This is a genomic window from Proteus sp. ZN5, assembly GCF_011046025.1.
Lineage (GTDB): Bacteria > Pseudomonadota > Gammaproteobacteria > Enterobacterales > Enterobacteriaceae > Proteus.
Genome location: NZ_CP047639.1, coordinates 1,791,331 through 1,817,828, shown reverse-complemented (window position 1 = coordinate 1,817,828; position 26,498 = coordinate 1,791,331). Strand labels below are relative to the sequence as shown.

At 38.3% G+C, this 26,498-nt stretch carries 19 protein-coding genes, 1 pseudogene and 1 riboswitch; of the genes and pseudogenes, 11 read left to right on the top strand and 9 right to left on the bottom strand.

The genetic code is table 11. From position 1 onward, the window contains the following. The 4 genes from leuC (at position 1) to mutH (ending at position 5,297) form a co-directional block, all read left to right on the top strand. On the top strand, positions 1–1,410 hold the full coding sequence (gene leuC / locus GTK47_RS08360) for a 3-isopropylmalate dehydratase large subunit (RefSeq protein WP_109401532.1): 1,410 nt from the start codon (positions 1–3) through the stop codon (positions 1,408–1,410). Positions 1,411–1,418: 8 nt separating this feature from the next. Beyond that, complete coding sequence (gene leuD, locus GTK47_RS08355) at positions 1,419–2,024, top strand: 3-isopropylmalate dehydratase small subunit (protein WP_165122743.1); 606 nt, start codon at positions 1,419–1,421, stop codon at positions 2,022–2,024. Between the two features lie 292 nt (positions 2,025–2,316). Next, positions 2,317–3,996, top strand: coding sequence for an HTH-type transcriptional regulator SgrR (gene sgrR, locus GTK47_RS08350; protein WP_165122742.1), 1,680 nt, complete (start codon positions 2,317–2,319; stop codon positions 3,994–3,996). A gap of 623 nt (positions 3,997–4,619) precedes the next feature. Further along, positions 4,620–5,297, top strand: a complete 678-nt coding sequence (gene mutH, locus GTK47_RS08345; protein ID WP_165122741.1) for a DNA mismatch repair endonuclease MutH — start codon at positions 4,620–4,622, stop codon at positions 5,295–5,297. 95 nt (positions 5,298–5,392) lie between these two features. Here mutH and GTK47_RS08340 read toward each other — a convergent pair whose 3' ends face one another. The 4 genes and pseudogenes from GTK47_RS08340 to speA form a co-directional block, all read right to left on the bottom strand. Continuing rightward, positions 5,393–5,737, bottom strand: coding sequence for a helix-turn-helix domain-containing protein (locus tag GTK47_RS08340; protein WP_165122740.1), 345 nt, complete (start codon positions 5,735–5,737; stop codon positions 5,393–5,395). Further along, a pseudogene (locus GTK47_RS08335) lies at positions 5,727–6,060 on the bottom strand (type II toxin-antitoxin system RelE/ParE family toxin). The gene GTK47_RS08340 and the pseudogene GTK47_RS08335 overlap by 11 nt, the downstream one beginning before the upstream one ends. Before the next feature lie 174 nt (positions 6,061–6,234). Beyond that, positions 6,235–7,155 carry an agmatinase gene (gene speB / locus GTK47_RS08330; RefSeq protein ID WP_165122739.1) on the bottom strand — a complete coding sequence of 307 codons (921 nt, stop codon included), beginning with the start codon at positions 7,153–7,155 and terminating at the stop codon, positions 6,235–6,237. Positions 7,156–7,258: 103 nt separating this feature from the next. Next, positions 7,259–9,166 carry a biosynthetic arginine decarboxylase gene (speA, locus tag GTK47_RS08325; RefSeq protein ID WP_165122738.1) on the bottom strand — a complete coding sequence of 636 codons (1,908 nt, stop codon included), beginning with the start codon at positions 9,164–9,166 and terminating at the stop codon, positions 7,259–7,261. Between the two features lie 689 nt (positions 9,167–9,855). On the opposite strand from speA, the gene metK reads away from it, so the two are divergent. After that, positions 9,856–11,010, top strand: coding sequence for a methionine adenosyltransferase (gene metK / locus GTK47_RS08320; protein WP_165122737.1), 1,155 nt, complete (start codon positions 9,856–9,858; stop codon positions 11,008–11,010). Between the two features lie 175 nt (positions 11,011–11,185). Here the strand turns inward: metK and bcsG are convergent, their stop codons facing one another. Then, entirely contained in the window at positions 11,186–12,931 is a 1,746-nt protein-coding gene (bcsG, locus tag GTK47_RS08315) for a cellulose biosynthesis protein BcsG (RefSeq protein WP_165122736.1), read from the bottom strand. Positions 12,932–13,795: 864 nt separating this feature from the next. On the opposite strand from bcsG, the gene bcsR reads away from it, so the two are divergent. Genes bcsR through bcsC form a run of 5 tightly spaced genes read left to right on the top strand, consistent with a single transcriptional unit; the run spans position 13,796 to position 23,029 of the window. Further along, on the top strand, positions 13,796–13,987 hold the full coding sequence (gene bcsR / locus GTK47_RS08310; RefSeq protein WP_165122735.1) for a cellulose biosynthesis protein BcsR: 192 nt from the start codon (positions 13,796–13,798) through the stop codon (positions 13,985–13,987). Between the two features lie 8 nt (positions 13,988–13,995). Further along, on the top strand, positions 13,996–14,733 hold the full coding sequence (locus tag GTK47_RS08305; RefSeq protein ID WP_165122734.1) for a cellulose synthase operon protein YhjQ/BcsQ: 738 nt from the start codon (positions 13,996–13,998) through the stop codon (positions 14,731–14,733). A gap of 41 nt (positions 14,734–14,774) precedes the next feature. Further along, complete coding sequence (gene bcsA, locus GTK47_RS08300) at positions 14,775–17,318, top strand: UDP-forming cellulose synthase catalytic subunit (RefSeq protein ID WP_241256105.1); 2,544 nt, start codon at positions 14,775–14,777, stop codon at positions 17,316–17,318. A gap of 59 nt (positions 17,319–17,377) precedes the next feature. Next, complete coding sequence (bcsB, locus tag GTK47_RS08295) at positions 17,378–19,699, top strand: cellulose biosynthesis cyclic di-GMP-binding regulatory protein BcsB (protein ID WP_165122732.1); 2,322 nt, start codon at positions 17,378–17,380, stop codon at positions 19,697–19,699. 3 nt (positions 19,700–19,702) lie between these two features. Further along, positions 19,703–23,029, top strand: coding sequence for a cellulose synthase complex outer membrane protein BcsC (bcsC, locus tag GTK47_RS08290; protein WP_165122731.1), 3,327 nt, complete (start codon positions 19,703–19,705; stop codon positions 23,027–23,029). 83 nt (positions 23,030–23,112) lie between these two features. Here the strand turns inward: bcsC and GTK47_RS08285 are convergent, their stop codons facing one another. Genes GTK47_RS08285 through GTK47_RS08275 form a run of 3 tightly spaced genes read right to left on the bottom strand, consistent with a single transcriptional unit; the run spans position 23,113 to position 24,292 of the window. After that, positions 23,113–23,526 (bottom strand): YeeE/YedE family protein, encoded by a 414-nt coding sequence (locus tag GTK47_RS08285; protein WP_165122730.1) that lies wholly within the window; start codon positions 23,524–23,526, stop codon positions 23,113–23,115. Between the two features lie 4 nt (positions 23,527–23,530). After that, positions 23,531–23,965, bottom strand: coding sequence for a YeeE/YedE family protein (locus GTK47_RS08280; protein WP_165122729.1), 435 nt, complete (start codon positions 23,963–23,965; stop codon positions 23,531–23,533). Between the two features lie 3 nt (positions 23,966–23,968). Then, positions 23,969–24,292, bottom strand: coding sequence for a metalloregulator ArsR/SmtB family transcription factor (locus tag GTK47_RS08275; protein WP_036912417.1), 324 nt, complete (start codon positions 24,290–24,292; stop codon positions 23,969–23,971). A gap of 105 nt (positions 24,293–24,397) precedes the next feature. Between GTK47_RS08275 and GTK47_RS08270 the strand changes: the two genes are divergently transcribed. Continuing rightward, positions 24,398–24,904, top strand: a complete 507-nt coding sequence (locus GTK47_RS08270; protein WP_165122728.1) for a SprT family zinc-dependent metalloprotease — start codon at positions 24,398–24,400, stop codon at positions 24,902–24,904. 92 nt (positions 24,905–24,996) lie between these two features. On the opposite strand, the gene mgtE is transcribed toward GTK47_RS08270, so the two are convergent. Then, a complete protein-coding gene (mgtE, locus tag GTK47_RS08265) occupies positions 24,997–26,070 on the bottom strand; it encodes a magnesium transporter (protein ID WP_165122727.1) in 1,074 nt (357 codons plus the stop codon). Positions 26,071–26,146: 76 nt separating this feature from the next. After that, positions 26,147–26,318, bottom strand: a riboswitch (M-box (ykoK) riboswitch). Between the last annotated feature and the right edge of the window lie 180 nt (positions 26,319–26,498).

Genomic DNA, 26,498 nt, shown 5'->3' with positions numbered 1-26,498 from the left:
ATGGGTAAAACATTATATCAAAAAATTTATGATGCACATGTTGTCAGAGAAGTGAGTGATGAAACACCCATTTTGTATATCGATAGACATTTAGTGCATGAAGTGACATCACCTCAAGCCTTTGATGGATTAAGAACAAAAGGTCGCCCTGTTCGTCAACCGAATAAAACCTTTGCAACAATGGATCACAACGTATCAACACAAACTAAAGATATTAATGCTTGCGGTGATATGGCGAGAATTCAAATGCAAGAGTTGATGAAAAATTGCCAAGAATTTGGCGTGACGCTGTATGACTTAAATCATCCTTATCAAGGGATTGTTCACGTAATGGGGCCAGAGCAAGGCTTAACCTTACCGGGAATGACCATTGTTTGTGGTGACTCACATACTGCAACTCATGGTGCCTTTGGTTCATTAGCTTTTGGGATCGGAACTTCAGAAGTCGAACATGTTTTAGCAACTCAGACCTTAAAACAGTCTCGCGCTAAAACATTAAAAATTGAAGTTCAGGGTAAAACCGCTATTGGGATCACTGCGAAAGATATCGTATTAGCCATTATCGGCAAATTAGGTAGTGCAGGTGGTACGGGCTATATCGTTGAATTTGCGGGTGAAGCCATTGAAGCATTAAGCATGGAAGGTCGAATGACTTTATGCAATATGGCGATTGAAATGGGGGCTAAAGCAGGCTTAGTCGCACCTGATGACACCACTTTTGACTACTTGAAAGGGCGTCAATTTGCACCTAAAGATCAATCTTGGGATGAAGCTGTCGCTTATTGGAGAACCTTAAAGTCTGACGATGATGCAACTTTTGATGCCACAGTCACTATTAATGCTGCTGATATTGCGCCACAAGTCACATGGGGTACCAATCCTGGGCAAGTTATTGCTATTGACCAAATAGTCCCGTTATTAAATAGCTTTAACGATCCTGTAGAACGCGCTTCTGCTGAAAAAGCCTTGGCTTATATGGGATTAAATGAAGGTGTCAACTTAACTGATGTCGCTATCGATAAAGTCTTTATTGGCTCTTGTACAAACTCACGTATTGAAGATTTACGAGCAGCTGCTGAAATCGCAAAAGGCCATAAAGTTGCTTCCCATGTTCAAGCGATTGTTGTTCCGGGATCAGGCCCAGTTAAAGCACAAGCTGAAGCTGAAGGCTTAGATAAAATCTTTATTGAAGCAGGTTTTGAATGGCGTTTACCGGGCTGTTCAATGTGTTTAGCGATGAATAACGACCGATTAAATCCGGGCGAACGTTGCGCATCCACCAGCAACCGTAATTTTGAAGGTCGCCAAGGTCGTGGAGGTCGAACACACTTAGTCAGTCCTGCAATGGCGGCAGCGGCAGCAATTAATGGTCATTTTGCAGATATTCGTACATTTGCAGTGGCATCTTAAAGGAGAACATGATGAATAAATTTACTCAACACACGGGTATTGCGGTTCCTTTAGATGCAGCAAATGTGGATACCGACGCCATTATTCCTAAGCAATTTTTGCAGAAAGTAACGCGTACTGGCTTTGGTAAGCACCTGTTTCATGATTGGCGTTTTTTGGATGATGAAGGCACTCATCCTAATCCTGCGTTTATTTTGAATCAGCCAATTTACCAAGGTGCTTCTATTTTATTGGCACGAGAAAACTTTGGTTGTGGATCATCTCGCGAACATGCGCCTTGGGCATTAACTGATTATGGTTTTCATGCCGTTATCGCCCCCAGTTTTGCTGATATTTTTTATGGGAATTCATTTAACAATCAATTATTACCAATCAAATTAAGTGATGATGAAGTCTCACAGTTATTTGATTGGGTGAAAGAACATGCAGGCACCCCCATTACCGTAGATTTAGTGGCACAAGAGGTCAGAGCGGGTGAATTACATTTCTCTTTTGAAATCGATTCATTTCGCCGTCATTGCATGATTGAAGGATTAGACAGCATTGGATTAACACTGCAACACCAAGATGATATTAGTGCTTACGAGGCAAAACAACCTACCTTTATGCGCTAATTAGAGCAATTTTCACCTTCTTCTACTTTCTGTGATGTTTACTTTGTCATTCTTGCCGTAAATTCGTTTACGGCTTTTTTTTGTCCCAATAAAACCATTCCTATAAATAATCAATAAAAAAGCCAGTGATCAATCATCACTGGCCGGTAATCACCGAATGCTCAAATGGGGGGAGTCTGTCAGTATTCATAATTTGTGATAACTAACATGAGAGCTAACTTTAAACACAATCATTATCGGTCTAATATAAGGAAATTAAAATTGATCACTTTATCAAGGGATTTCCTCTTTTATGATTTCACCCCGCTTAGAGTTACAATTTATTCGCTTATGGCAAGCCTTTCAGGGAAAAGCAACCGAAACAACGTTACAAGAACTAGCACAAACCCTGCATTGTACGCGTCGTCATGTCCGCTCTTTACTAAATAAGATGCAAGAAATAGGTTGGATAAATTGGCAAGCAGAAGTCGGTCGAGGTAAAAAATCCACACTTATTTTTCACTCTAATGCACTTGAGATCCAACAAAATCGCGCTGAAAGACTGATAGCAGAGAATGATATTGAAAAGCTTGTCGCATTAATGGGTGATAAAGATTCCGTGCGCCAAATGGTGCTTTCACAGATTGAAAAAAGCTTTCATCCTGGTCAACAATTACTGCGTATTATTTACTATCGCCCTTTTAGGAATTTATTACCGGGAACACCATTAAGACGTTCTGAATTACATTTAATGAGCCAGATATTTAATTCATTAGTGCATCTAAAAGAGGAAAATGGGGAAGTCGAAGCCGAGTTAGCTCATCATTGGCAAATGATCACAGAGCAACATTGGCGATTTTATTTACGTCCTTCTATCTATTTCCATCATGGTCGTGAACTCACTCTTGAAGATATCAGCACTTCTTTAATGAGAATGAAACACTGCAATCCTCTTTATGCACATATAGAACAAATTTCCTCGCCTCAGCCTTATGTGCTGGATATTTTCTTAAGCGAAGCAGATAAGCAATTTGCAACGTTATTAGGGAGTCCACAAGCCGTTATTTTACCGCAAGAGTGGGCATCACTCCCTTCTTTTGCACAACGCCCTATTGGTACGGGTGCTTATCAGGTTATCGCTAATGATAAACATAAACTGCAAATCAAAGCTTTTAATCGCTATTTTGGCTTACGGGCATTATTAGATGAAATTGATATTTGGGTAGTTCCAGAACTAAATAACAAAATGGTCTGTTCAACTATTCATTTAACAGATGATGATACCAATAAAGATTCGCTAGAAAGCCGTAAAGAAGAAGGATGCTATTTTCTGCTCTATGACAGTCGCTCAAAGCAGTGTCAACAGACTGAAATAAGGGAATGGCTAAGCAGTGTGTTAACCCCTGTTAATATGCTGACGCATTGTGATCCTTTCTATCAACGTCATTGGTCTCCTGCTTATGGATTATTACTTCATTGGCATCACAGTAAATTAATCCGCCAACATCCTAAACCGGCTTCATTAACAAAACTGACGGTCACTCTTTATAAAGAGCATCATGAATACAGCACTATTGCAGATTTAATAAAAAGTATTTTATCTCAGTATGATATCGAACTTACCATTCAAGTGCTTGATTATGAGCAATGGTATTATGGTGAAGCTGACAGTGATATTTGGTTAGCGACAGTGAATTTTTATAAACCTTTAGAGTTCTCAATTTTCGCCGCACTTTATGAATTACCACTCTTTCACCAATGTTTGGGTGCATCGTTTTCACAAGAGCTAACACTATGGCACCAAAAATCCTTACCGCTTGAAGAGTGGTGTCGCCAACTAACACAAGATATTTGGCTTTATCCTCTATTTCACCATTTACTAGAGCTACAAGGGCAGAGAACCATACGAGGTGTCAAAATGAATACCTTTGGCTGGTTTGACTTTAAATCAGCATGGTTTACACCTGATATCGATACACCAAAGATAAAATAGGTTATCGTTTCTTTTTAGTGTTCAAATTAGCCATTATTTGCGTTAATTCACAGAAACCTTGAAAGTTATAAACACCCACATAAACACTTAGGGGATTTATTCACTTTTTCTGTGGATATCTATGTGAAAAAGAGTGAGATAATCAGGGTATAGTTTTTGCATTGTTAGAAAGGCTGTTGATATAAATTTAAAAATATCACTTATAATTCAAATTAGTAGCCAATTTTTAATGCCTATTTCAACGATTGGATAAAACAATTAAAAGCCCCCCTCGCTCAAATCGTACAAAAAACAATCACAGGATGTTTTATCCACAGGTTATGCCGATTAGTTAGACAAAATAGGATAATTTTAGCAAATATCTGTAAAAGTCAAGGCTGTAAATCAGAACAGTGATCTCACTTTCTGTGAGTTATCCCATAAAGCTGTGGATAACCTAGTGTAAAAGCCTGTTTATGATTTCAGGATAACCGTGCACAACTTGGAATTATAAATTTCAATTAGCGAATTAACTCAAAAAAATGATGATATATCATGCTATTATGATTTAAATAAAATAAAGCTAAATACGTTATCAACAACCCGTTTTTTCTGTCTATTATTTATACAAGAAGATAATAACTATGTTTAAGCCACCAGTCGCCCCCGAAAATGAGCAGGTTTTATTCGAACGAGCAAAAGCGCTTGCGGGTTATACTTTTGGTGAACTTGCCACTTTTGCACAACTCCCTATCCCAATCGATCTTAAAAGAGATAAAGGCTGGGTAGGTATGTTGTTGGAATATTATTTAGGCGCAAGTGCAGGTAGCAAACCTGAACAAGATTTCAGTGAATTGGGCATTGAACTAAAAACAATTCCAATTGATAGATTGGGTATGCCTTTAGAAACCACTTTTGTCTGTGTCGCAGCATTGACCGGAAACAGCGGTATTACATGGGAAAATAGCCATGTAAAACGTAAGCTCTCAAAAGTGTTATGGGTGCCTGTTGAAGGAGAAAGGGAAATACCATTAGCACAACGTCGCGTCGCCTCCCCGTTACTTTGGAGCCCAAATAGTACCGAAGAAGAACTATTACGTCATGATTGGGAAGAACTAATGGATATGATTGTGTTAGGTAAAATAGAAAGCATTACCGCACGTCACGGGCAAGTCTTACAAATCCGTCCCAAAGCCGCAAACAGCAAAGCATTAACAGAAGCTATTGGTGAAGATGGGCAACGTATTATGACCTTACCCAGAGGCTTCTATTTAAAAAAGAATTTTACCGCCCCTCTGCTTGCTCGTTATTTTCAGCTTTAATTTCGTTATAAATCGCCCGCAATAAATAACCCTGTGTCATTATTTTAAATCACACAGGGCATTATTATTAATACGATACTTTCTGGTTTATTTTTCTAAATGCAATGAGAAGAAGCCAGCCTAACACCCACTGCTCGTGTTATTTCTGTGAGTGTTGTTAAAGTCGGATTACCATTTTCAGATAATGCTCGATAAATATGCTGTCGAGAAAGACCTGATTTTTTTGCTATTTCACCTACACCACCATGAGCTTCGATTATTTGCCGTAATGCAATAAGAAACGCACCAACGCCTCCAGGTTCATAGATACCTTCTAATGCTGTCTGTAAATAAATTTCTGCATAAACAGGATCTTCTCGCAGTTCTTTGATCAATTCAGCATCATGATCAATACATGCAGGGATATTATTTTGTTTCATTTTTTCTATTTTATTTGTCATTTTTTATCCTCACATAATAATCTTTAAGATAACTCACTGCTTTGTCTATATCTGCTTGCTGAGTTCCTTTATTACCTCCAACTAATAAGAGAATTATAAGCCCATTCTCTACAGAGTAATAAACTCGATACCCTTGACCATAATTGATCCGTAAAGCCCAAACACCTTCTCTTTCAAACTTATGATCAGCAAAATTACCGACACAGGCTCGTGATATTTGTACTTCTACTTTTGCTGCTGCTTGAGGATCACGTTTTCTTAATCCAATCCGTATAGGGTACTTTTTGATTATTATCTTGATAACGTACTATTTTATATGGCATTTGCTATCCCTATTGCCAAATCACTTGATTGTCGCTTATAAATTACAAATAAAGTGTAACTTATAACAGACAATCATCAAGATAAAAAAGCGTTCTTTTTTTCAAAAAACAAACATAAAAAAAGCGATACCTAACAGATATCGCTTTGTCTTTATTTTCTGAAATTAACAGAAATTATTTTTTTGCGGCTTGCAGATACAACATATCAAGAGCAATGGTTGCACCTGCAAGTGCTGTAATATCCGATTGATCGTAAGCTGGAGAAACTTCAACTAAATCCATGCCGACAATATTTAATGGTTGTAATGCACGTAGGATCTTCAGTGCTTTATCTGTTGTTAAACCGCCTACAACTGGTGTTCCTGTTCCTGGTGCAAACGCAGGATCAAGACAGTCGATATCAAATGTCAGATAAACAGGGAGATCACCAACAATGCCCTTGATCTGATCAATAAGATCAGTCACACCACGATCATTAACCTGTGCTGCATCCAATACAGTGAAACCATTATCACTGTCATGATCAGTACGAATACCAATTTGAACAGAGTGGTTAGGATCAATTAATCCTTCATTTGGTGCATGGAAGAACATTGTACCGTGGTCAAATTTACTGCCATTACCATAAGTATCAGTATGCGCATCAAAATGAACTAATGCCATCTTACCGAAATGTTTTGCATGGGCACGTAATAAAGGCAATGTGACAAAATGGTCACCACCAAACGTTAAGCACTTTTTACCTGCGGCTAATAACTTCTCTGTATGAGCTTGTAATTTATCGCTCATATCTTGTGCATCACCGAAGTTAAATACTAAGTCACCACAATCGACAACGCTTAAACGTTCACGCATATCGAAATCCCACGGCCAGCGATTACCTTCCCACGCTAAATTCGTTGAAATTTGACGAATAGCGCCTGGTCCATGACGAGTTCCTGCACGACCTGATGTTGCCATATCAAAAGGCACACCTGTAATAACCCAATCTGCATCACTACTATAAGGCTGAAAATTCAGTGGAAAACGTAAAAAACCAAATGCATTAGAGATCAATGAATTATCAGTCTCATTACCTAACGTACTATTTTTCATGCTATTACCTCTGTTACTTATTTAAAATAAGCAACATACAAATCAATATGATAGATAAAGAGTGATGTTTAATAACATCACTCCTGCATTGGAAAGTGAAGAATTACTCTTCTTCTTCCAGATACGTATAGCCGTATAAACCACTTTCAAATTCAGTCAGGAATTGCTCTTGTAACGCTTCATCTAACTGTGCATTTTTTACTTGGGTGCGGAAACGATCTAACAGTATGGTAGGATTTAACTTAACGTATTGGAGCATATCAGCAACCGTATCGCCCTCTTCACTTTGCACGTAAGTCAGATTACCTTTCTCATCAAGGTAAACGTCAACCGCCGCCGTATCACCAAATAAGTTATGCATATTGCCTAAAATTTCCTGATAAGCCCCTACCATAAAGAAGCCGATCATTGGTGGATATTCAGGATCATAAGCTGGCATTGGCATCGTTGTTTCAACACCATCACCATCAACATAATGGTCAATAATACCATCTGAGTCACAAGTGATATCGAGTAACACTGCGCGACGATCAAGTGGTTTATCTAGCCCTTCAATCGGTAATACAGGGAATAACTGGTCGATCCCCCATGCATCAGGTAAAGATTGGAACAATGAGAAGTTAACATAGAACTTATCTGACATGCGTTCTTGTAACTCATCAATAATAGGACGATGGGCGCGATTGCTTGGATCTAAATCGTACTGAATACGACGACAGATATTCAAATACAGCTCTTCTGCCCATGCACGCTCAGTCAGACTTAACATACCGTGAACATATTGAGTATGCACATCATGTAAGTCTAATTGGCTATCGTGTAACCATTCACGTAATGAACGGCTATGCCCTTTTGTTTGCATCTCTTCCCATGTTTCCCAAAGGCTTGCAATTGGTCTTGCAGCATCATCTTCAGGGGGTGTAATTGCCGTAAATTCATTACGTTCAACACCAATTACATTAGAAATTAATACCGTATGGTGTGCTGTTAATGCACGACCTGATTCAGTAATAACGGTTGGGTGTGGTAAATCATTTTCATCACACGCGTCACCAATCGCCCAAATAACGTTATTCGCATATTCATTAAGGCCATAGTTAACAGAGCAATCAGATTGTGAGCGTGTACCTTCATAGTCCACACCTAAACCGCCACCCACATCGAAATACTGAATATTCACGCCCAATTTATGCAGTTCAACATAGAAGCGTGCAGATTCACGAACACCAGTTGCGATATCACGGATATTCGCCATTTGTGATCCCAAATGGAAATGCAGTAATTGCAGGCTATCTAAGCGGTCGGCTTGGCGTAACATATCAATTAATTGCAGAACTTGTGTCGCGGCTAAACCAAATTTTGATTTTTCACCACCACTTGCCTGCCATTTGCCTGATCCTTGAGAAGCAAGACGAGCGCGAACGCCTAAACGTGGAATAACTTCTAAACGTTCAGCTTCTTCAAGAACCATTTTAATCTCAGACATTTTTTCAATGACTAAGAAAACTTTATGCCCAAGTTTTTCGCCAGTGAGTGCTAGACGAATATACTCACGGTCTTTATAACCATTACAAACAATCACAGAACTTGTCATGTTGGCATGAGCAAGTACTGCCATTAATTCTGCTTTAGAGCCAGCCTCTAAACCTAAAGGCTCTCCTGCATTGACTAATGACTCAATAACACGACGTTGTTGGTTAACTTTAATTGGGTAAACTAAAAAATAGTCACCTTTATAACCATAGGATTCACGCGCACGATGAAACGCAGCATTAATCGAACGTAAACGGTGTTGTAGTATTTGAGGGAAGCAAAAAAGCGCAGGTAAACGCAGGTTCGATTGCTCTTCTTGAACTCGTTTAACCAATTCGGTTAAATCAAAAGTTGCATCAGGAACATCAGGATTAGGACAAACGCTAATATTTCCCCGATTATTCGCTAAATAGTAACCGCCACCCCAATATGCGATGTTATAGGTCTGCTGCATCTTACGAGCGATGTTATCATTCATGACATTCTCCTTAGGGAGTATGAGTTTATACCTTGCCTGTCACCATAGTAGTCAATTATCCGACAAAAATCTGAAACGACTGATAAATAACAGTTGGAAGTAATGGCTCACTATATATTTTTTATATGATTATCCAGCTATACGCAGGACATAATAGTAGAAAGTTCTTGAGTTAACCTATAACGAGTTAACACAATCACCTATTGGCAAGTAACAGACAACTTCGCTCTAAAGAGAAAGAGCTCAAAGAGGAAATTACTCTAGATATACTACGTGTATAGTATTGGCGAGTACTGTTTTGGTTTTTGAAAAGACTAACCTGTAGACAATGGATCATTACCCATTCACTCCACACATGGCTTAAACCTATAAGCCATTTCCCTAACAGAGAAACAGGATCAGAAATCCTGCGGTTTACACTGTGTTCAGATTTCACAGTAACCGCGAGGTTATACCTTTAGTTAGTTAAAAATGCAAAGCAAAAAGTACAAAAAATTGTTTTTTCTCTCATCCCTATTTTCTCGACACAAAATAGTGGGCAACAAAAAATAAGATTAACTGTTTGATTCTGCTTTATCCCTATATTTGATTAAAAAAAGCTGGAATTAAAGAGAGAAGAGTCATAAAATAGACGTCTAGATGTTAAAACATCCATCCTTAAACCGTTTGTATTAAGGTAACGAGATATAATGACTACACACCTTTTTACTTCTGAATCAGTCTCAGAAGGTCATCCAGATAAAATTGCAGATCAGATTTCTGATGCTGTTCTGGATGCAATTTTAGAACAAGATCCAAAAGCACGCGTTGCCTGCGAAACTTACGTTAAGACAGGTATGGTTATGGTAGGCGGAGAAATTACCACCAAAGCTTGGGTCGATATTGAAGAAATTACACGTAACACTGTTCGTGAAATCGGCTATACCAGTTCCGACATGGGCTTTGATGCTAATTCCTGCGCAGTTATCAGTGCGATTGGTAAACAATCACCTGATATCAACCAAGGCGTTGACCGTGAAAATCCATTAGAACAAGGCGCTGGCGACCAAGGTTTAATGTTTGGTTATGCAACCAACGAAACTGACGTATTAATGCCTGCACCAATTACCTATGCTCATCGTTTAGTTCAACGCCAAGCACAAGTGCGTAAAAGCGGCGCTTTACCTTGGTTACGCCCTGATGCGAAAAGCCAAATTACCTTCCAATACGACAACAATAAAGTTGTTGGTATTGATGCAGTTGTATTATCAACTCAGCATTCTGAAGAAATTTCACAAAAAGATCTGCATGAAGCAGTGATGGAAGAGATCATTAAACCTGTTCTGCCAGCAGAATGGTTAAATGAACAAACTAAATATTTCATCAACCCAACAGGTCGTTTTGTTATCGGTGGCCCAATGGGTGACTGTGGTTTAACTGGTCGTAAAATTATTGTCGATACTTACGGCGGTATGGCTCGTCACGGTGGCGGTGCTTTCTCTGGTAAAGATCCATCGAAAGTTGACCGTTCAGCAGCTTATGCTGCTCGTTACGTTGCTAAAAATATCGTGGCTGCAGGTTTAGCAGATCGTTGTGAAATCCAAGTTTCTTACGCAATCGGTGTGGCAGAGCCAACATCAATTATGGTAGAAACATTTGGTACTGAAAAAGTCCCAACAGCACAGCTTATTCTGTTAGTGCGTGAATTCTTTGACTTACGTCCTTATGGATTAATTCAAATGTTAGATTTACTGCACCCAATCTACCAAAAAACGGCTGCTTATGGTCACTTTGGTCGCCCTGAGTTCCCTTGGGAAGCAACAGACAAAGCTGAAATCTTACGTGAAGCAGCAGGCTTAAAATAAGTCTCTTGCCAGTAACATCACGTTATTGATTTTGGTAAGACCACATCTTTATAGATGTGGTTTTTTTATGGGCTTCTATTTATAAAACTCATAAAAAAACCCCGCAATCATACGGGGGTCTCAATAGGAGAAAACGAGAACATAGATTTATGATGAAACTGTTTCCTATAAAAAGTTAGTTAGGGTAGTTAATCCACTCACCTCCATTTAACTTGATATAAGACTGCCCTTGATAATCAACCACAACCGTAGCTTGGTTTTCCGCAACATTGGCAGTTTGAGGAAGTTCACTGGCTAAGGCATCCCAATCAATAACAGATTGGTTAAAAATATCACCATTCACATTACGAGAAATAAACTCAGAGATAGCCAAATAGCTACTGGGTTCATCGACAATCACAGGAGGGTAAAATTGTGCTCTATCTTTTATTCCTGTGAAACGAATACCAACAGGAACGGTAGTAATACTTTGGCTTGGAATGTCTCTTAATCCTGACATTTGTGTCTTATCACCTTGTAGCGCCGCACCATGCTCAGGCACAATCACTACCATCACTTTTCTTCCTTTTTTATCTAGCTCATTCATAAAGCTATCTAAGTTATCAAGTAATGTAGAGGCACGTTTACCATAATCAGCAGTACTATTTTCGCCTACATAACGATTACCATCGTGTAATGACACTAAGTTCACAAAGGTCACAGAGCGGCTCTCATTAGACTGTTCACGCGCTTTCAACCAACGTTGTAATGTTTCCTTATCATTGTAAATTTTGGTGCCATCAAATGCGGTAATTTGATGAGAAAGATTTTCTTGATCTTGTAAGGCAATATTAAGATTACCGAGTTGCTGAACTTCTTTAAGGTAATTACCAAACTTCCCGTTATGGTCGAGTACTAATTTCTTGGCAAATCCTAATGACGATAAATTATCCATCAGCAGACATTGTGTATCTGCGGGATCGTATAAATCAGAGTGGTGAGTTTGACCACAACTCGCGCGTAATAATCTTAATGATGCAGGACCACTATAAGAAGATACAGTGTTAAAGTGACTAAATAACACATCAAAATTACCCCAAATAGGGTGTTCTTGTAGCCCAACAGCTGCCGCATCAGCCGTAGAAAGTGAACAAATATTAATAATTAAGATATCAAAAGGCTGAGCATTGGCTGCTAACTGCGCAGGAAATGGTGTTGTGCGTTTTTTTTCATAACCATAAAACTGTGTTAGCCAATCGTCCAATACCTTATTATTGACCTTCAGTTTTTGTGGTGGGTAAACGGTATTAATAGATGCAGCCTCTACTTCTTTAGTCGGCACAACTTCAGGAGAAACTTGCGGCTCCACTGATGCTGGTAATACTTCAGGCGCTTTGGCTACTACAGTGTTTTTTTCTGTACTGATGTTACTTTCTTGAGTGAAAGAATTAGCAGAAACGGTAGGCACCACACCTTGAGAAAAATGAGTAAACCCACCAAGATTTAGCCACAACACACCCGCAATAATAAAAACAGATACCCTCACCCACTGTTCAATAAAAAGGTAACCCACTAACAAAATAAAAGCGACACCTATCATTTTGATATTAATGAAGTTAACTGTTAACTCAACAAGATAATCAAAGGAAAACTGTTTAAGCTGTCCGCCTTGAGCAAGTACTGTTGAAAAGCTGGGCAACCAAGTATCGTGGTAAAATAATATTATCCCTATTGGAATAGCGACCCAATTACGCATTTTATGCCAAATATCTTTTGGTAATGGGAACAATAAAAAGGCAAGAAAAAGTAAATTGCTAAAAGCATCAAAATTTAAATAACCATACCAAAGTAAAACAAACTTTAGTAAAAAATAGAAATTCCATGCTGCCAACCCATGCCAGTAATGTAAAAAATCGAACTGGGTTGTATTAGATTTGTTCATTTTTATTTCCTACTCTTTAGTATAAATAAATCCAATTCGACAGTTATATGATTACTCACATCTGTCTTTTTATTACTTCTGATATTTAATTAACTACTAAATAAACATATAAGAGAATATTTATTTAAAACCAAGTAAAAACCCTTAAATAAAAAATAATGAAAAAGTAAACCTCGTCAGGAAATACTTACCTCTTATATAAAAGAAAGACAATTACGATAACCAACTTATTTAAACTGAATTTAAAAAAAATACTCAACGTTATAATTATATAATAGCGTCTATTTTTAAAAATGATGCTTTATTTACATTAAATAATGAAACACAGAGTTATCTTATTTTTATATTTCGAAACAAATACAAAACGAAGTACACATTAACAACAGCAATTAACAACTAGAAAACATAATTAGCAATATATAAACAAACAACTCAATATAAGAACAAAAACAATCATTAAAAGACTAAAAAACAATGTTTTTTATATTAAAAATGATACAGATCAATATACAATAACGATCATCTAATTTTAATAATTTAATATATTGTTATAAACAGCTAATTTACATTTCTATTTTATTACTTTATTTTGTAGCTAAACTATTTCAGTTATTATTCAATGAACGATATTTAAAAAATCAAGAAAATATAAACATAAAAAGAAAATCAATAATCATCATTTATTAAAATAAGATAATAAACATCTATTTTATGTATTTTTACGTAATTGAAATAATGAACTTTAAAGCATATTCTAAAATAGAAAGCTTAAATAAATAGAACTCACCATTAATTAACCACTATTTTTATCGAGATCTTAATTTCGATGGGAATTTATTTTTATTTTATCCAGAGGATAATAAAATGAAAAATGAAAGTTTTATTAACTCAAATATGAAAATAGAAAAAAATAATCTAAATAAGGACATTGATAAACTAAAAAAATTATTTTCATTAAATAACTATCACTATCAGGATATCAATAAAGAAGAAGAAAATAGTGCGCTTATTTATCGCTGGCCATTACTTAATGCATTTCATTACATGACTAAATGAGGCTAACTATGCCACTTATTGTATTAAAAGGACTCAGAGGTGGAGTGGGTACAACGTCCACAGCAATTGCGCTTGCTCGACAATTTAACCAACAAAATAAAGAAGTGCTTATTATTGATAATTGCACTGAAAATATTTTGTCTTTTTATTTTCCTGCACAGCAAAAAAACACCACATTAAGTCAGGCATTATTATCAGAAACACCTATAGAGGAGAGTATTTTTTACTATCGACCACACTACCAAGTGTTGCCTTTTGGTTTGGTTAATATGAAGGATAATTTGCTCTTACAGTTGTCATTTTCAGCAAAACAACACCTTACCCATTTTTTAACGACATTTATTCAGCTACACCCTGATGCCATTATTTTAATGGATTTACAGCATACAGAAGACGCTCTTTTCACGCCTTGGATAGAAAAAGCGGATGTTTTTTTCACCGTAACAATGGCGGAGAGTAACTGCCATATTCGCCTTAACCAGCACACATTTATCGAAAATGAATACGTACTGATTAACCAATTTCGTGCCACCAGCCAAATTCATCAAGATTTTTATCAATTTTGGCAAACGACACCATTTCCATTATGCCCTGTCGTTCTTCATCGAGATGAAGCCTCACTAGAGGCCTGTGCCTCACGTTTACCCTTATATGATTACCGAGCTAATTGCATGTTAGTAGAAGAGATCGCGCAACTCGCTCAATGGTGTTTTTCGTTATTTGAGAGGAAAGAAGGACAGCCATAATGCCATCATCTTACGATGCCACGAAAAAAGTCGAAAAGAATATGACACAACATATTCTTATTCGTTACTACAAGTTTTATCGCCATAACGGTGCATCTCGTAGCGCGGCTATTATTAGCGAGCTATTTATGGGCATTATGTGGTTTTTTTTACGAATGGAATCCCCTTTTTGGCGGAGAATAGCCAGAAAACAACGAGAGCTATATCCCCATATTGATCCTCGTTGCCCCAAAGTTTTCGATCCTATACGCTATTTGTTGCAAAGTATTTGGCTAGCTTGTCATTATGTCGCGCATTTGCTAATTAAAAAACCCACACAACTGATTTCCTATATTCGAAAAACATACAAAAAACTCTTTGTTCATGTCACTCCTATCGCGATTGACATCATTGAACATAAGAAAAAAACCACACCATTTTGGCAGTATGTTCTCTATTCCCTCATCGCTATTTTTGCCATTTTCTTTATTTTGCTCAGTATCACTCAGCCATTTGATCTTACATTCCAATTTGTTTTTGTAATTGTTCTTTGGCTAGTTGCCTTAGCTATCCGTGATATTCCGGGGCGTTTCTCTTCAATCGCAATGGTTATATTGGCACTGACAATTGCATGTCGATATATTTGGTGGCGTTATCAATCAACCCTTTATTGGATTGATAATTTCAGCTTATTTTGTGGTTTACTGCTTTTATTGGCTGAAACTTATGCTTGGTGTGTGTTATTCCTTAGTTTTATGCAATGTATTTGGCCACTGCATCGCAAACCCGTTTCTATGCCTGAAGATATTACACAATGGCAAAGCGTTGATATTTTTATTCCTACCTATAACGAAGATTTACAAGTTATTAAACCTACAATCTATGCCAGCTTAAATTTAGATTGGCCTAAAGATAAGCTCACTATTTATCTTCTTGATGATGGTGATCGTCCTGAATTTAAGGCATTTGCTCAAGAAGTGGGTATTCGTTATATCACACGAGAAAAACACGATTTTGCTAAGGCAGGTAATATCAATCATGCCTTAACTCTCGCTTCTGGCGAATTTGTCGCTATCTTTGACTGCGACCATATTCCAACACGCTCATTTCTACAATTTACGATGGGATGGTTTTTAAAAGATAAAAAAATGGCTTTGGTACAAACACCTCACCATTTTTTCTCACCCGACCCTTTTGAACGTAATTTAGGTAATTTCCGTGAAACGCCGAATGAAGGCACACTCTTTTACGGATTAGTTCAAGATGGTAATGACACTTGGAATGCAGCGTTTTTCTGTGGCTCATGTGCTGTTTTACGCCGTACTGCGTTGGATGAAATTGGTGGCATTGCCGTTGAAACAGTGACAGAAGATGCGCATACCTCACTACGCTTACATCGCCATGGCTGGAGATCTGCTTATATTCGTATTCCACAAGCAGCAGGTTTAGCGACTGAATCATTATCCGCTCATATAGGTCAACGTATTCGGTGGGCAAGGGGAATGGTGCAAATATTCCGACTTGATAATCCACTTTTTGGTAAAGGCTTGAGCCTGCCACAACGTCTTTGTTACCTAAATGCCATGTTGCACTTTTTTTCTGGCATTCCACGAATGATCTTCTTACTTGCACCACTGACGTTTCTTTTTTTCCATGCCTATATCATTTATGCACCTGCAGTTGCCATCGCCCTCTACGTTGTGCCGTATCTGATCCATATTTCACTCGCGAGTGCGAAGTTACAAGGCGCTTATCGCCACTCATTTTGGGGTGAAGTTTATGAAACGATTTTGGCGTGGTACACCACTCGTCCTGTATTGAGTACCCTTTTCTCTCCTCATAAAGGAACTTTCAACGTTACAAACAAAGGTGGCGTGATGGAAGAAGGCTTTGTCGATTGGCGAATTAACCGCCCTTATTTACTCTTTCTCAACCTAAATTTACTGGGTATTTTGTTTGCCTTTTGGCGCATTGCAACAGGTGATCCTGATGAAGCTTGGGCTGTTGTTATGTGTTTATTGTGGGTTTGCTATAACCTTATCTTACTGGGTGTTGCGATTGCAGTTTCAGTCGAAACAAAGCAACAACGCCGTTTCCCTCGCGTTCGCGTTAAAGTTCCTGCTATGTTGCTGTTAAACAATGGCTCTCTCTATCGCTGTTATCTCTATGATTTTTCTGATAATAGCTGTGCCATTCTATTGCCTGATAATGTCACTCTTTCACTCACTCCAAATGAAAGTATCACTCTATTGCTCAGTGAAAATCAGCGTGAACATGCCTTTAAAGCCAATGTTTCACGTGTTGATGGGCAAATCATTGGGTTACAACTCCTTGAAATGACAACACAAAAAGCTATCGATTTTACCGCTTGTACTTTTGAGCGAGCCGATACTTGGGCTGATTGGCAAAACGAACTTCCAGCCGACAGACCTTTAAGCAGTCTCAAGAACATTATTTTTATCAGCATGCAAGGTTATAACACCTTGTTAAAGCGTGCTCCTTATTTTATTTACGCCACTTTTCGCTTACTTGGTTTGTTTTTGCTGTGGCTTTCATCGTTACTCCCTCAACGCGTTAATGTTTCACAAATATTTCATCAGTCTTGAAGAAAAAACTCAGTTTTCTAGAAATTTATTCATAAACAATAAGATCATGGGTAACAATAATGAAAAAACGTTTTCTCATATTTGCCTTATTTATGCTCACTTCTTCAGTTCATGGAGATGAAACGCAAGAAGCGCAAACTAATATTTCAGCGCCACCCGTTACAATAACTGAAGCAGCTCCTGAAGTTATTTCTCAAACAAGGCTTGGAAATACACAACTGCCTTCTGCTGATATCACCCCTTCTGCTCGCCAGAAAATATTAAAATTTGCAGAGACAGCACCTAGCTATGGCGCTATTCATTTGACAGGCGTTAGCCCTGACGGCTATTTAGAATTTGGTGTACGTAGTGATGAATATGTTTCAAAAGCGACTCTCGATTTAGAATTTACACCATCTCCGTCACTCCTTCCTGTGGAATCTCATCTTAATGTCTATTTGAATGATGAATTGATGGGAGTTATTACCTTAAAACAGGAAGATTTAGGTAAGAAAAACCAAATTACGATATCAATTGATCCTTTATTTATTCAAGATTTTAACCATATAAAACTCTCTTTTATTGGCCATTATCGTGAAATTTGTGAAAACCAAGCAAATACCACACTCTGGCTTGATGTGAGTAAAAGCAGTCAGTTGAATTTAACCTTTCAATCACTCCGTTTAGGTAATGAATTAGCGCACTTCCCAGAGCCATTTTTTGACAGCCGTGATTTTGGTGAATTAACACTGCCGATGGTGTTCAGTCAGTCGCCTAATTTAGTTCAACAAAAGGCTGCGGCTATACTCTCTTCTTGGTTTGGTACTCAAGTTGATTGGCGTAAGCAAAATTACCCTGTTTATTATGATGCTTTACCAAATCAACACAGTATTGTTTTTGCAACTAATAAACAAAAACCTGCGTTTTTAAAGCAGCATCCCGATGTTAAAGTGCCAACCATCGAAATGCTGACACACCCAACCAATCCTTATATTAAATTACTTCTTATTATGGGGCGTGATGATAATGATTTGATCACTGCCGTAAACGGAATAGCCCGTGGGCAAGTTATTTTCAGAGGAAATGTCATCACAATTAATGATGTAGAAAAACTGATCCCACGAGAGCCTTATGATGCGCCAAAATGGGTACAGTTGAATAAACCTATCTATTTTAATACGTTACAAGATTATGAAGGTCAGTTGCAATCTCGTGGATTAAAACCGAATCCTATTACATTGAATATGACGTTACCGCCTGATCTCTTTATGTTTAATAATACGGGATTACAAATGCAATTGCGTTATCGCTATACCGCACCTGCATTTCAAGATGACTCTCGTATGTCTATCTCAGTAAACGATCATTTCATTAAAGCTTATCCTCTTGAAAAAGATAAAAAAGATAACCTTGTTATCGCTTATTTACCGCTTATTCAAGGCTGGATTGAGCATAAGAATTTATTGAATATTCCTGCAGTAAAACTGGGGGAACGTAACCAAATTACATTTGCCTTTGATTACACCAACCCAATTCCGGGTGGTTCACTAGATCAATGTATTACTTATCAACCTGTTCCAAATGCAGTCGCGATTGATGATTTATCTAGTTTTAATTTTACAGGTGACTATCGACATTACATTGCACTGCCTGACTTACGGGTTTACAGTCATGCTGGTTTCCCATTTAGCCGTTATGCGGACCTGTCCGAAACCCTGATTTTTGTTAATCAGCAACCGTCTCCAACTCAGTTGTCTACCCTATTAATTTCAACTGGAAATATAGGTGCTCAAACAGGTTATCCCGCCTTGAATGTTTCATTAACCGATTCATTAGAAGAAGTGCAAAAAAGGGATGCGGATCTGCTACTTATCGGCACCATTCCACCTGCATTAAATAATGATAAACAGATGAATGTACTGATTGATAAAGCACGTAGTGAAATCACTCTGCCTTCTCGTGAGATCAGTATCTTTAGCCACACAAGTTATCAACCAGCTGATAAACGCCCTGATAGTCGTATCTCCCTGACATCAAAAGGATCAATGGGTGCAATTATTGGTTTCCAATCTCCATTCTTTTCACAACGTAGCGTTATCGCACTATTAGCCGATAGTACACAAGGTTACAAACTGTTAAATGAAGCACTCAGTGATAGCGGTGAACGTGATGCTATGCATGGTTCAGTGGTATTAGTCAGAGAATCAGGGGTAAATAGCTTGCGTGTAGGTGACACTTATTTCGTCGGTTATTTACCTTGGTGGGAAGAGGTTTGGTATGTGTTTGCATCTCACCCTATATGGCTCGGTTTAGCGGCAATTATCGGCATTATTCTTGTCTCTCTTCTTATTTGGCGAGCAATGAAAATAAGAAGCCAACGTCGTTTAGCGGCTAAGGATTAAGCTATGTGGCAATTTGGTCACACACATCGCCACTCTGTTATTGCTCTCTTTTTGCTGACAGGCATTTTGCCTGTCACGCAAGCCAACGAAGAAACAACGGAAGCTTTTTTACAAGAGCAAGTGAGATTAGGAACATCTACAGGAAATGAAGTTTTAGTGGCTCAATCGTTGCATCGTTTAGCGTTAATGAAACCCAATGATCCTAATATCTTATTAATGCAAATTCAGTTTGCCGTTAAACAGAAAGATAATGCAAAAGCACAACAGTTATTTACTCAATTAGGTACTCAGTTTCCGCAATCAGAGCAATATCAGCGTGCAATAAAAACCTTATCACTGACAACGGATGTTAATCGGCAAAAATTACAGCGAGCCCAACTTTACCGTACAGCTGGGCGCTATGATGATGCACTAAATTTATACGATGAAATTTATCTAGGAATGCCGCCGGATGAGACTTTAGCACTGGAATATATTCAAGTGCTTATGCAATCTTCTCATGATGATAAGGTAGATAGACTTAATCATATCTATCGCCAATATCCTCAGAATGCGAAAATAGCCAGTTTCTATCAGCAACAATCCACAATAAAATCGACGGTTACAACAAGCACAACTAGTACGGCTTCTACTATAAAACCTAAAACAGATGTTGCCTCATTACCTATTGCGACCTTAAAACAAAAAGCACGACAACAACCCGATAATGCGGATGTTGTAGGTGCATTGGGCGTGCGTTATTCTCGCGCAAATCAGCGTGGTGCAGCTATTTACTATCTTTCACAAGCGCTGAAGTTATCACCCAATCATGATAATAGCGGTCAATGGCGATCCATGTTGCAGGCTAATCAATATTGGCACCTGCTTTCAAAAGGCGATGAAGCGCTCTTAAAACAAGATTATGAGTTAGCTGAGCGATATTTTAACCAACTCAATAAGTTAAGTCCTTATGAAAGCGAGTCTTATATTGGTTTAGGTGACATTGCCGTTGCACAGCGCCAATTGGATGTTGCTGAAAGCCATTATTTACAAGCTTTAAAGTATCAACCTAATCACCCCGCGACTTTACATAGCCTCGCAAAACTTTATCGCCAACAGTCACATGATAAAGCACAACAATTTATTGATAGTTTAACGCCAAGACAATATAAAAATTTGGCAGAAGATTATGGCTATATTATCTCTGGCATAAGACAAGATTCAGCCGCTGATGATGAATACAAAGAGCAATACCTTAGTGCGATTGAAAAACGTAAGGCAATTGCTAAAGATTATCCTAATGATGTTTGGAATATTTATCGTCTTACTGATGATTTATTAATAACGCAACAAACCTCTGAAGCTGAAGAATATTTTAACCAACTTAATCGTCGCCTTCCTAATGATGCATCTCGACTTTACGCCTACGCGCTATATCTCAATAAAACAGGGCGAGAAACTCAAGCACTTGATATGCTAAACACAATTCCTTTGTCTCAACGAAGTGAGAGTATGAAAGCGTTAGATAGTCGATTACGTTTTGGTGAAATATTAGCACATGCAGAGTCTCTACGCGCAAAAGGACAAGAACAACAGGCTGTTGATTACCTTTTTGCTCATATTCCACCAGAGCAAAAATTTGAAACTTATTTACTAATAGCGAACTGGGCTCAAGAGCGAAATAATCTTGAACAAGCCTTAAGTTATTACCATACCGCACTAAACCTAGAACCTAATAATGAAACGGCATTATTAGGTGCAACAGATATTGCCTTGGAGCAAGGACAAAAAGAACAGGCAAAATACTATCTTGCGAAAATAGAAACACTTTCACCCAACCAGTTTAATAGCAACTCTATTAGACGTGTCGCCAATGCAGAAAAAGAGGCGGGTAATACAGAAAAAGCACAACACTATTTTGCTTACTTGGCACAACAAATTGAAACAGAGCCGGACAGTGCTGATCCTTTAATATTACGCGATATTGCTCGTTTTCAGCGTGATGGGCAACATCGTCAACAAGCTCACTATTATTATCAACAAGCAATGATCAAGGATGGAATAACAGATAGGTTGCCAAAAGATAATATTGAGTACACCGCATTAATGCGTAATGACGAAAAAGATAACTGGTTATCTCGAAGCCTACGAGCTGATGCTCACTCTCTTTATCGTCAACAAGAGTGGCTTTTTACTCTTGAACATGATTATTGGGGCTCTAGTGGTAGCGAAGGCTATTCGAAACTACGCGCCCACACCACGATGTTACAACTCGATCACCCTGTTTATGATGGTCGTTTCTTTTGGCGGGCAGATTTAGTTAATCTCAGCAGTGGCAAACTAGGTACATCACCTTATGACTCTAAATTTGGGACTTGTTATCGTACTGGCTGTTTCCCATTAGAGCAAAAATCCTTTGGTGTTAGCCCAGCAATTGGCTGGGAAAATGGTCAATGGCAATGGGATCTTGGTACAACACCTCTGGGTTTCGAAGTCACTGATTGGGTCGGTAAAATCGCCTATAACCATGATCTTTTTAATGTAGGCTGGACGCTTGATGTTCACCGTCGTCCAGTTAATAGCTCTCAACTAGCTTTTGCTGGTCAACGAGATATTTGGACTAACCAAACATGGGGTGGCGTGAGAAGAACGGGTGTTCGTTTAAGCGGAAGCTATGATTTAGGCGGAACAGACGGTTATTGGGGCGAGATTTCTATTGATAAACTGACGGGTAAAAACGTTGAAGATAATAGTAGTGTTCGAGGGATGGGTGGCTATTATTACAAACTTATCAATGAGAACAATCGCCGCGTTTCTGTCGGATTAAGCACAATGCTTTGGCATTATGATAAAGACTTAAGCGGATACACTTTAGGTCAAGGTGGTTATTATAGTCCTCAAAAATATGTCTCTTTAGGGCTCCCGATTAATTATCGTGAACGTACTGAAAATTGGTCTTGGGAATTATCAGGCTCTCTTTCTTGGTCTTACTCCCAAACAGATGACAGAAAGCGCTATCCTTTACAAAATCTCATTTCTCCCGATAAATTCAATCGCTATATGAATGGACTTAGCCCTGAAGATCGAGAAGAGATGATGAGACTTTATTATCAAGAGCGTGATGCTGTTGATAAAGGAGACTCCAGTAATGGTTTTGGTTATACCGCAAGAGCATTAGTTGAGCATCGTATTACACCGCATTGGTTTATTGGTGCGGCTATAGATATTCAACAAGCAAAGAACTATACCCCTAGTCATGCATTAATGTACTTACGTTATTCATTTGATGGTTGGAATGGTGATTTAGATTTACCGCCAAATCCTCTTATTCCTTATGCTGATTTTAAATAACGTTCAAATGTATTAAATACACAAACGGGAAGCACTGGCTTCCCGTTTAACGTTTTCGCTAAAGTTGTGATAGCAAGTTGTCATTATTGTGTTTTACGAAAAAGCCCAACTAACAACCAACCCACAATCATGGCAAAGACAAATAAAATACCTTGATAAAACCCAGCACCTGCTAATACCAAACCAGGACCGGGGCAAATTCCAGCTAATCCCCAACCAAGACCAAATAATACACTGCCTAGTACTAAGGGGTTATCAATCACTTTATTGGTCGGTATATTTAAAGGACATGCTAATACACTTTGTTGCCTACGGCGTGTTAATTGGTAACCTATCACACTGACAACCAGCCCTGCTCCCATGATTATCAATAAAGAGGGATCCCAGTTTCCTGTAATATCTAGAAAACCTAGGATTTTTTGTGGATTGCTCATTCCACCAACAATCAATCCTGCACTAAATAGAAGACCACAAAGGAAAGCAACAAACTTAGTCATTTTCTTAGCCTCCTATTACGTGGCGCTGAATATAAACAGTAATAAATGCAGTCACCATAAAGACTAAAACTGCCACTATCGAGCGACGTGATAATCGAGCTAACCCACAAATACCATGACCACTCGTGCAACCATTACCTAAACGTGTGCCTGCTCCCACCAGTACTCCGGCAATCATTAACATCCAAGGTGACGTTTCAATCACTGGCGATAAGGGTTTATCAAAAAAATAAAACAGTGTTGGTGCGATCAACATGCCAAGTAAAAACGCCCAACGCCAACCATTCCCCTGCTGTTTTGTTGATAAAACACCGCCTAAAATACCGCTTATTCCTGCAATGCGACCATTAAATAACAATAAAATGGCGGCAGCTGCACCTATCATAAGCCCACCAATTGCCGCACTTAAAGGCGTAAAGTGAACCCAATCTATATTCATAAATTAACCTGCTATAGGGCAATAAAGCTGATAAAGCGTATTAAGTAGCACGAGAACTTTTTCATCAGCAATAGAATAAAAGATACGTTTTCCATCACGACGAGTATTCACTAACCCTTCATTGCGCAAAACGGTTAGCTGTTGAGAAAGTGTCGGTTGACGAATACCTAAACTCTCTTCTAATTCACTCACACTTTTTTCGCCCTGACTTAGCTGACACAATAATAAAAGGCGATCGCCATTTCCTAGCGTCTTAAGCATACTAGACGCTTCATTAGCCGCCAATTTCATTGCATCTAATAAATCAGGTTGAACTCGTTGTGTCATGGTAAACTCCATAATCAATATACTTTTTAATAATATGTTAATTTATATATTGTGCAAGTTTTCTTTTTATTGCGTGTTTGTATAAGGCGCTATATGCTCTGTAACATGAAAACGGTAAGAGTCCCCATCGCCTTAGTGCAAAGCGTTATGCGAACACTGCGTGAAAAATTGCAGCAGGCTAATCTTTATCTTAATACAAATTACCCAGAACCTACTCTACATTATAATCAGAGAGGAACTATTGCAGGCAGTGCCTATTATGCAAATTGGGAAATTCGTATTAATCCTACATTATTGATTGAAAATAAACAGAATTTTATTGAAGAAGTTATTCCTCATGAATTAGCGCATTTATTAGTTAATCGCCATTTTGGTCGTGTAGCACCTCATGGGAAAGAGTGGAAATGGATGATGGAAACAGTATTACAAGTTTCAGCTAAACGTACCCATCATTTTGATGTCAGCGCCGTTAAAGCTAAGACCTTTCCTTATACTTGCCATTGTGAAGAGAAACATCAGCTCACCATTCGCCGTCATAACAAAGTGTTACGCGGAGAGACACAATACCGTTGCCGCCACTGCCAGGCGATATTGCAATTTACTGAACAGTAGAAATTCTGGCCTAGCTCAAATACAAAAAATAAAGCCGATGTGTTGATTAAGTCACATCGGCTTTATCTTGAGAATAAATATGTGAGATTGTATTAAGCAAACTCGCTCATCACATGAGATGCAATTTCAAAGTAAATAATAAGACCTGTACCATCAATTAAGGTCGCAATAAACGGTGCTGAAACAACCGCAGGATCGATACCTAAACGCTTTAATACCATTGGAATGACAGACGAAACAATCGCACTCCAAACAGTGATTGAAACGAGTGTTAAGCCAACAACAATCATCACTTCCATACCCACACCTAAGAACCAAGCACGCACAAAACCGGCAATACCCATAGTCAGTGCGACCATTATGGATGTGGTTATCTCTTTTCTTAATACAGACCAAACATTACGTAGGCTCACTTCCCCTAATGCCATAGCACGTACTAATGTTGAGGTAATTTGTGTACCACTATTTCCGCCTGTACCAATTAGCAATGGAATAAAGAAAGCGAGTGAAATCGCAGCTTCTAATCTGTCTTCAAAGGCATGTAATACCGTACTGGTATACGCTTCTGCCACAAACAGCATCAATAACCACACAACACGTTTACGCCATAATGTTACCGGACTGGTTTCTAAATAAGGCTGCTCTAAAGGTGAAGTTGCACCCTGCATTTGTGCATCCAGTGTATTTTCATCTTCAATTAATTCAGCGATATCTTGAGGGCGTAAAACACCGACTAACTTTCCAAAATGCATCACAGGTACGCTGTCTAAACCGCTATGACTAATCAGTTGATAAACATCATGTCGATTCTGTTCTGGTGAGACAGAAAAAAAGGTTTGACGCATCACATCAGAGACAAACAGGTCATTCGCAGCTGTTAATAATGATTTAACGGGCAAAATCCCATTTAGATAGTTATCTTTATCCACCACATATAAATAGGTTGGAATTAATTCATCTTTTAAATCATTAACCAATTGAGTTTTCACATTTTCAACAGAATCAGCGACAGAAACAGCAATATAGGACTGGCTCATATATGCACTAACAGTTGCATCATCTTTTAAACGATTGTATTGGTCTTGAGTTGAGTTGTTTTTAGGTGTGTTTAAGGATGCATCTGCAACTAATACAGCATCCATTTTGTTTTGAGTATTGAATTTCATTTTTGTGGTTCCCTATTACTGTTTGTGTTTAGCAAATCAGTTCTCCATAGGGGCGAAACCAGAAGCGAGAATGCAAAAGCTATCTACACGTCTCGGTTTTAGCACTATACAACGTATCCGATGAATACTGGAAGTTACATGGGGATATACCTTCGGTCGATATATCCTGTCCTAATCTTGGGCGTCTCTCGACGTCGTCAGATCAGTAACCTGTGTTTGTATAGGAGCCTCGCCTAACGAGATACTGCACTTTTCTTGCGAATGCGGCGCGCATTATAACCACTCACAATATAATGAAAAGCACGATAACGATTTTGTTTAAGTTCTATTGAAAAATAGCTCACGATATTTATCATACAATTAAATAATATAATCCCATTAGAAATTAATATATAAAAAAGAAATGAAGCTTTCCTACGAAAGTTAAA

Excerpts from the sequence above, each read along its gene's own strand:
- leuC (WP_109401532.1), top strand. The coding sequence starts at position 1 with ATGGGTAAAACATTATATCAAAAAATTTATGATGCACATGTTGTCAGA.
- leuD (WP_165122743.1), top strand. The coding sequence starts at position 1,419 with ATGATGAATAAATTTACTCAACACACGGGTATTGCGGTTCCTTTAGAT.
- sgrR (WP_165122742.1), top strand. The coding sequence starts at position 2,317 with ATGATTTCACCCCGCTTAGAGTTACAATTTATTCGCTTATGGCAAGCC.
- mutH (WP_165122741.1), top strand. The coding sequence starts at position 4,620 with ATGTTTAAGCCACCAGTCGCCCCCGAAAATGAGCAGGTTTTATTCGAA.
- GTK47_RS08340 (WP_165122740.1), bottom strand. The coding sequence starts at position 5,737 with ATGACAAATAAAATAGAAAAAATGAAACAAAATAATATCCCTGCATGT.
- speB (WP_165122739.1), bottom strand. The coding sequence starts at position 7,155 with ATGAAAAATAGTACGTTAGGTAATGAGACTGATAATTCATTGATCTCT.
- speA (WP_165122738.1), bottom strand. The coding sequence starts at position 9,166 with ATGAATGATAACATCGCTCGTAAGATGCAGCAGACCTATAACATCGCA.
- metK (WP_165122737.1), top strand. The coding sequence starts at position 9,856 with ATGACTACACACCTTTTTACTTCTGAATCAGTCTCAGAAGGTCATCCA.
- bcsG (WP_165122736.1), bottom strand. The coding sequence starts at position 12,931 with ATGAACAAATCTAATACAACCCAGTTCGATTTTTTACATTACTGGCAT.
- bcsR (WP_165122735.1), top strand. The coding sequence starts at position 13,796 with ATGAAAAATGAAAGTTTTATTAACTCAAATATGAAAATAGAAAAAAAT.
- GTK47_RS08305 (WP_165122734.1), top strand. The coding sequence starts at position 13,996 with ATGCCACTTATTGTATTAAAAGGACTCAGAGGTGGAGTGGGTACAACG.
- bcsA (WP_241256105.1), top strand. The coding sequence starts at position 14,775 with ATGACACAACATATTCTTATTCGTTACTACAAGTTTTATCGCCATAAC.
- bcsB (WP_165122732.1), top strand. The coding sequence starts at position 17,378 with ATGAAAAAACGTTTTCTCATATTTGCCTTATTTATGCTCACTTCTTCA.
- bcsC (WP_165122731.1), top strand. The coding sequence starts at position 19,703 with ATGTGGCAATTTGGTCACACACATCGCCACTCTGTTATTGCTCTCTTT.
- GTK47_RS08285 (WP_165122730.1), bottom strand. The coding sequence starts at position 23,526 with ATGACTAAGTTTGTTGCTTTCCTTTGTGGTCTTCTATTTAGTGCAGGA.
- GTK47_RS08280 (WP_165122729.1), bottom strand. The coding sequence starts at position 23,965 with ATGAATATAGATTGGGTTCACTTTACGCCTTTAAGTGCGGCAATTGGT.
- GTK47_RS08275 (WP_036912417.1), bottom strand. The coding sequence starts at position 24,292 with ATGACACAACGAGTTCAACCTGATTTATTAGATGCAATGAAATTGGCG.
- GTK47_RS08270 (WP_165122728.1), top strand. The coding sequence starts at position 24,398 with ATGAAAACGGTAAGAGTCCCCATCGCCTTAGTGCAAAGCGTTATGCGA.
- mgtE (WP_165122727.1), bottom strand. The coding sequence starts at position 26,070 with ATGAAATTCAATACTCAAAACAAAATGGATGCTGTATTAGTTGCAGAT.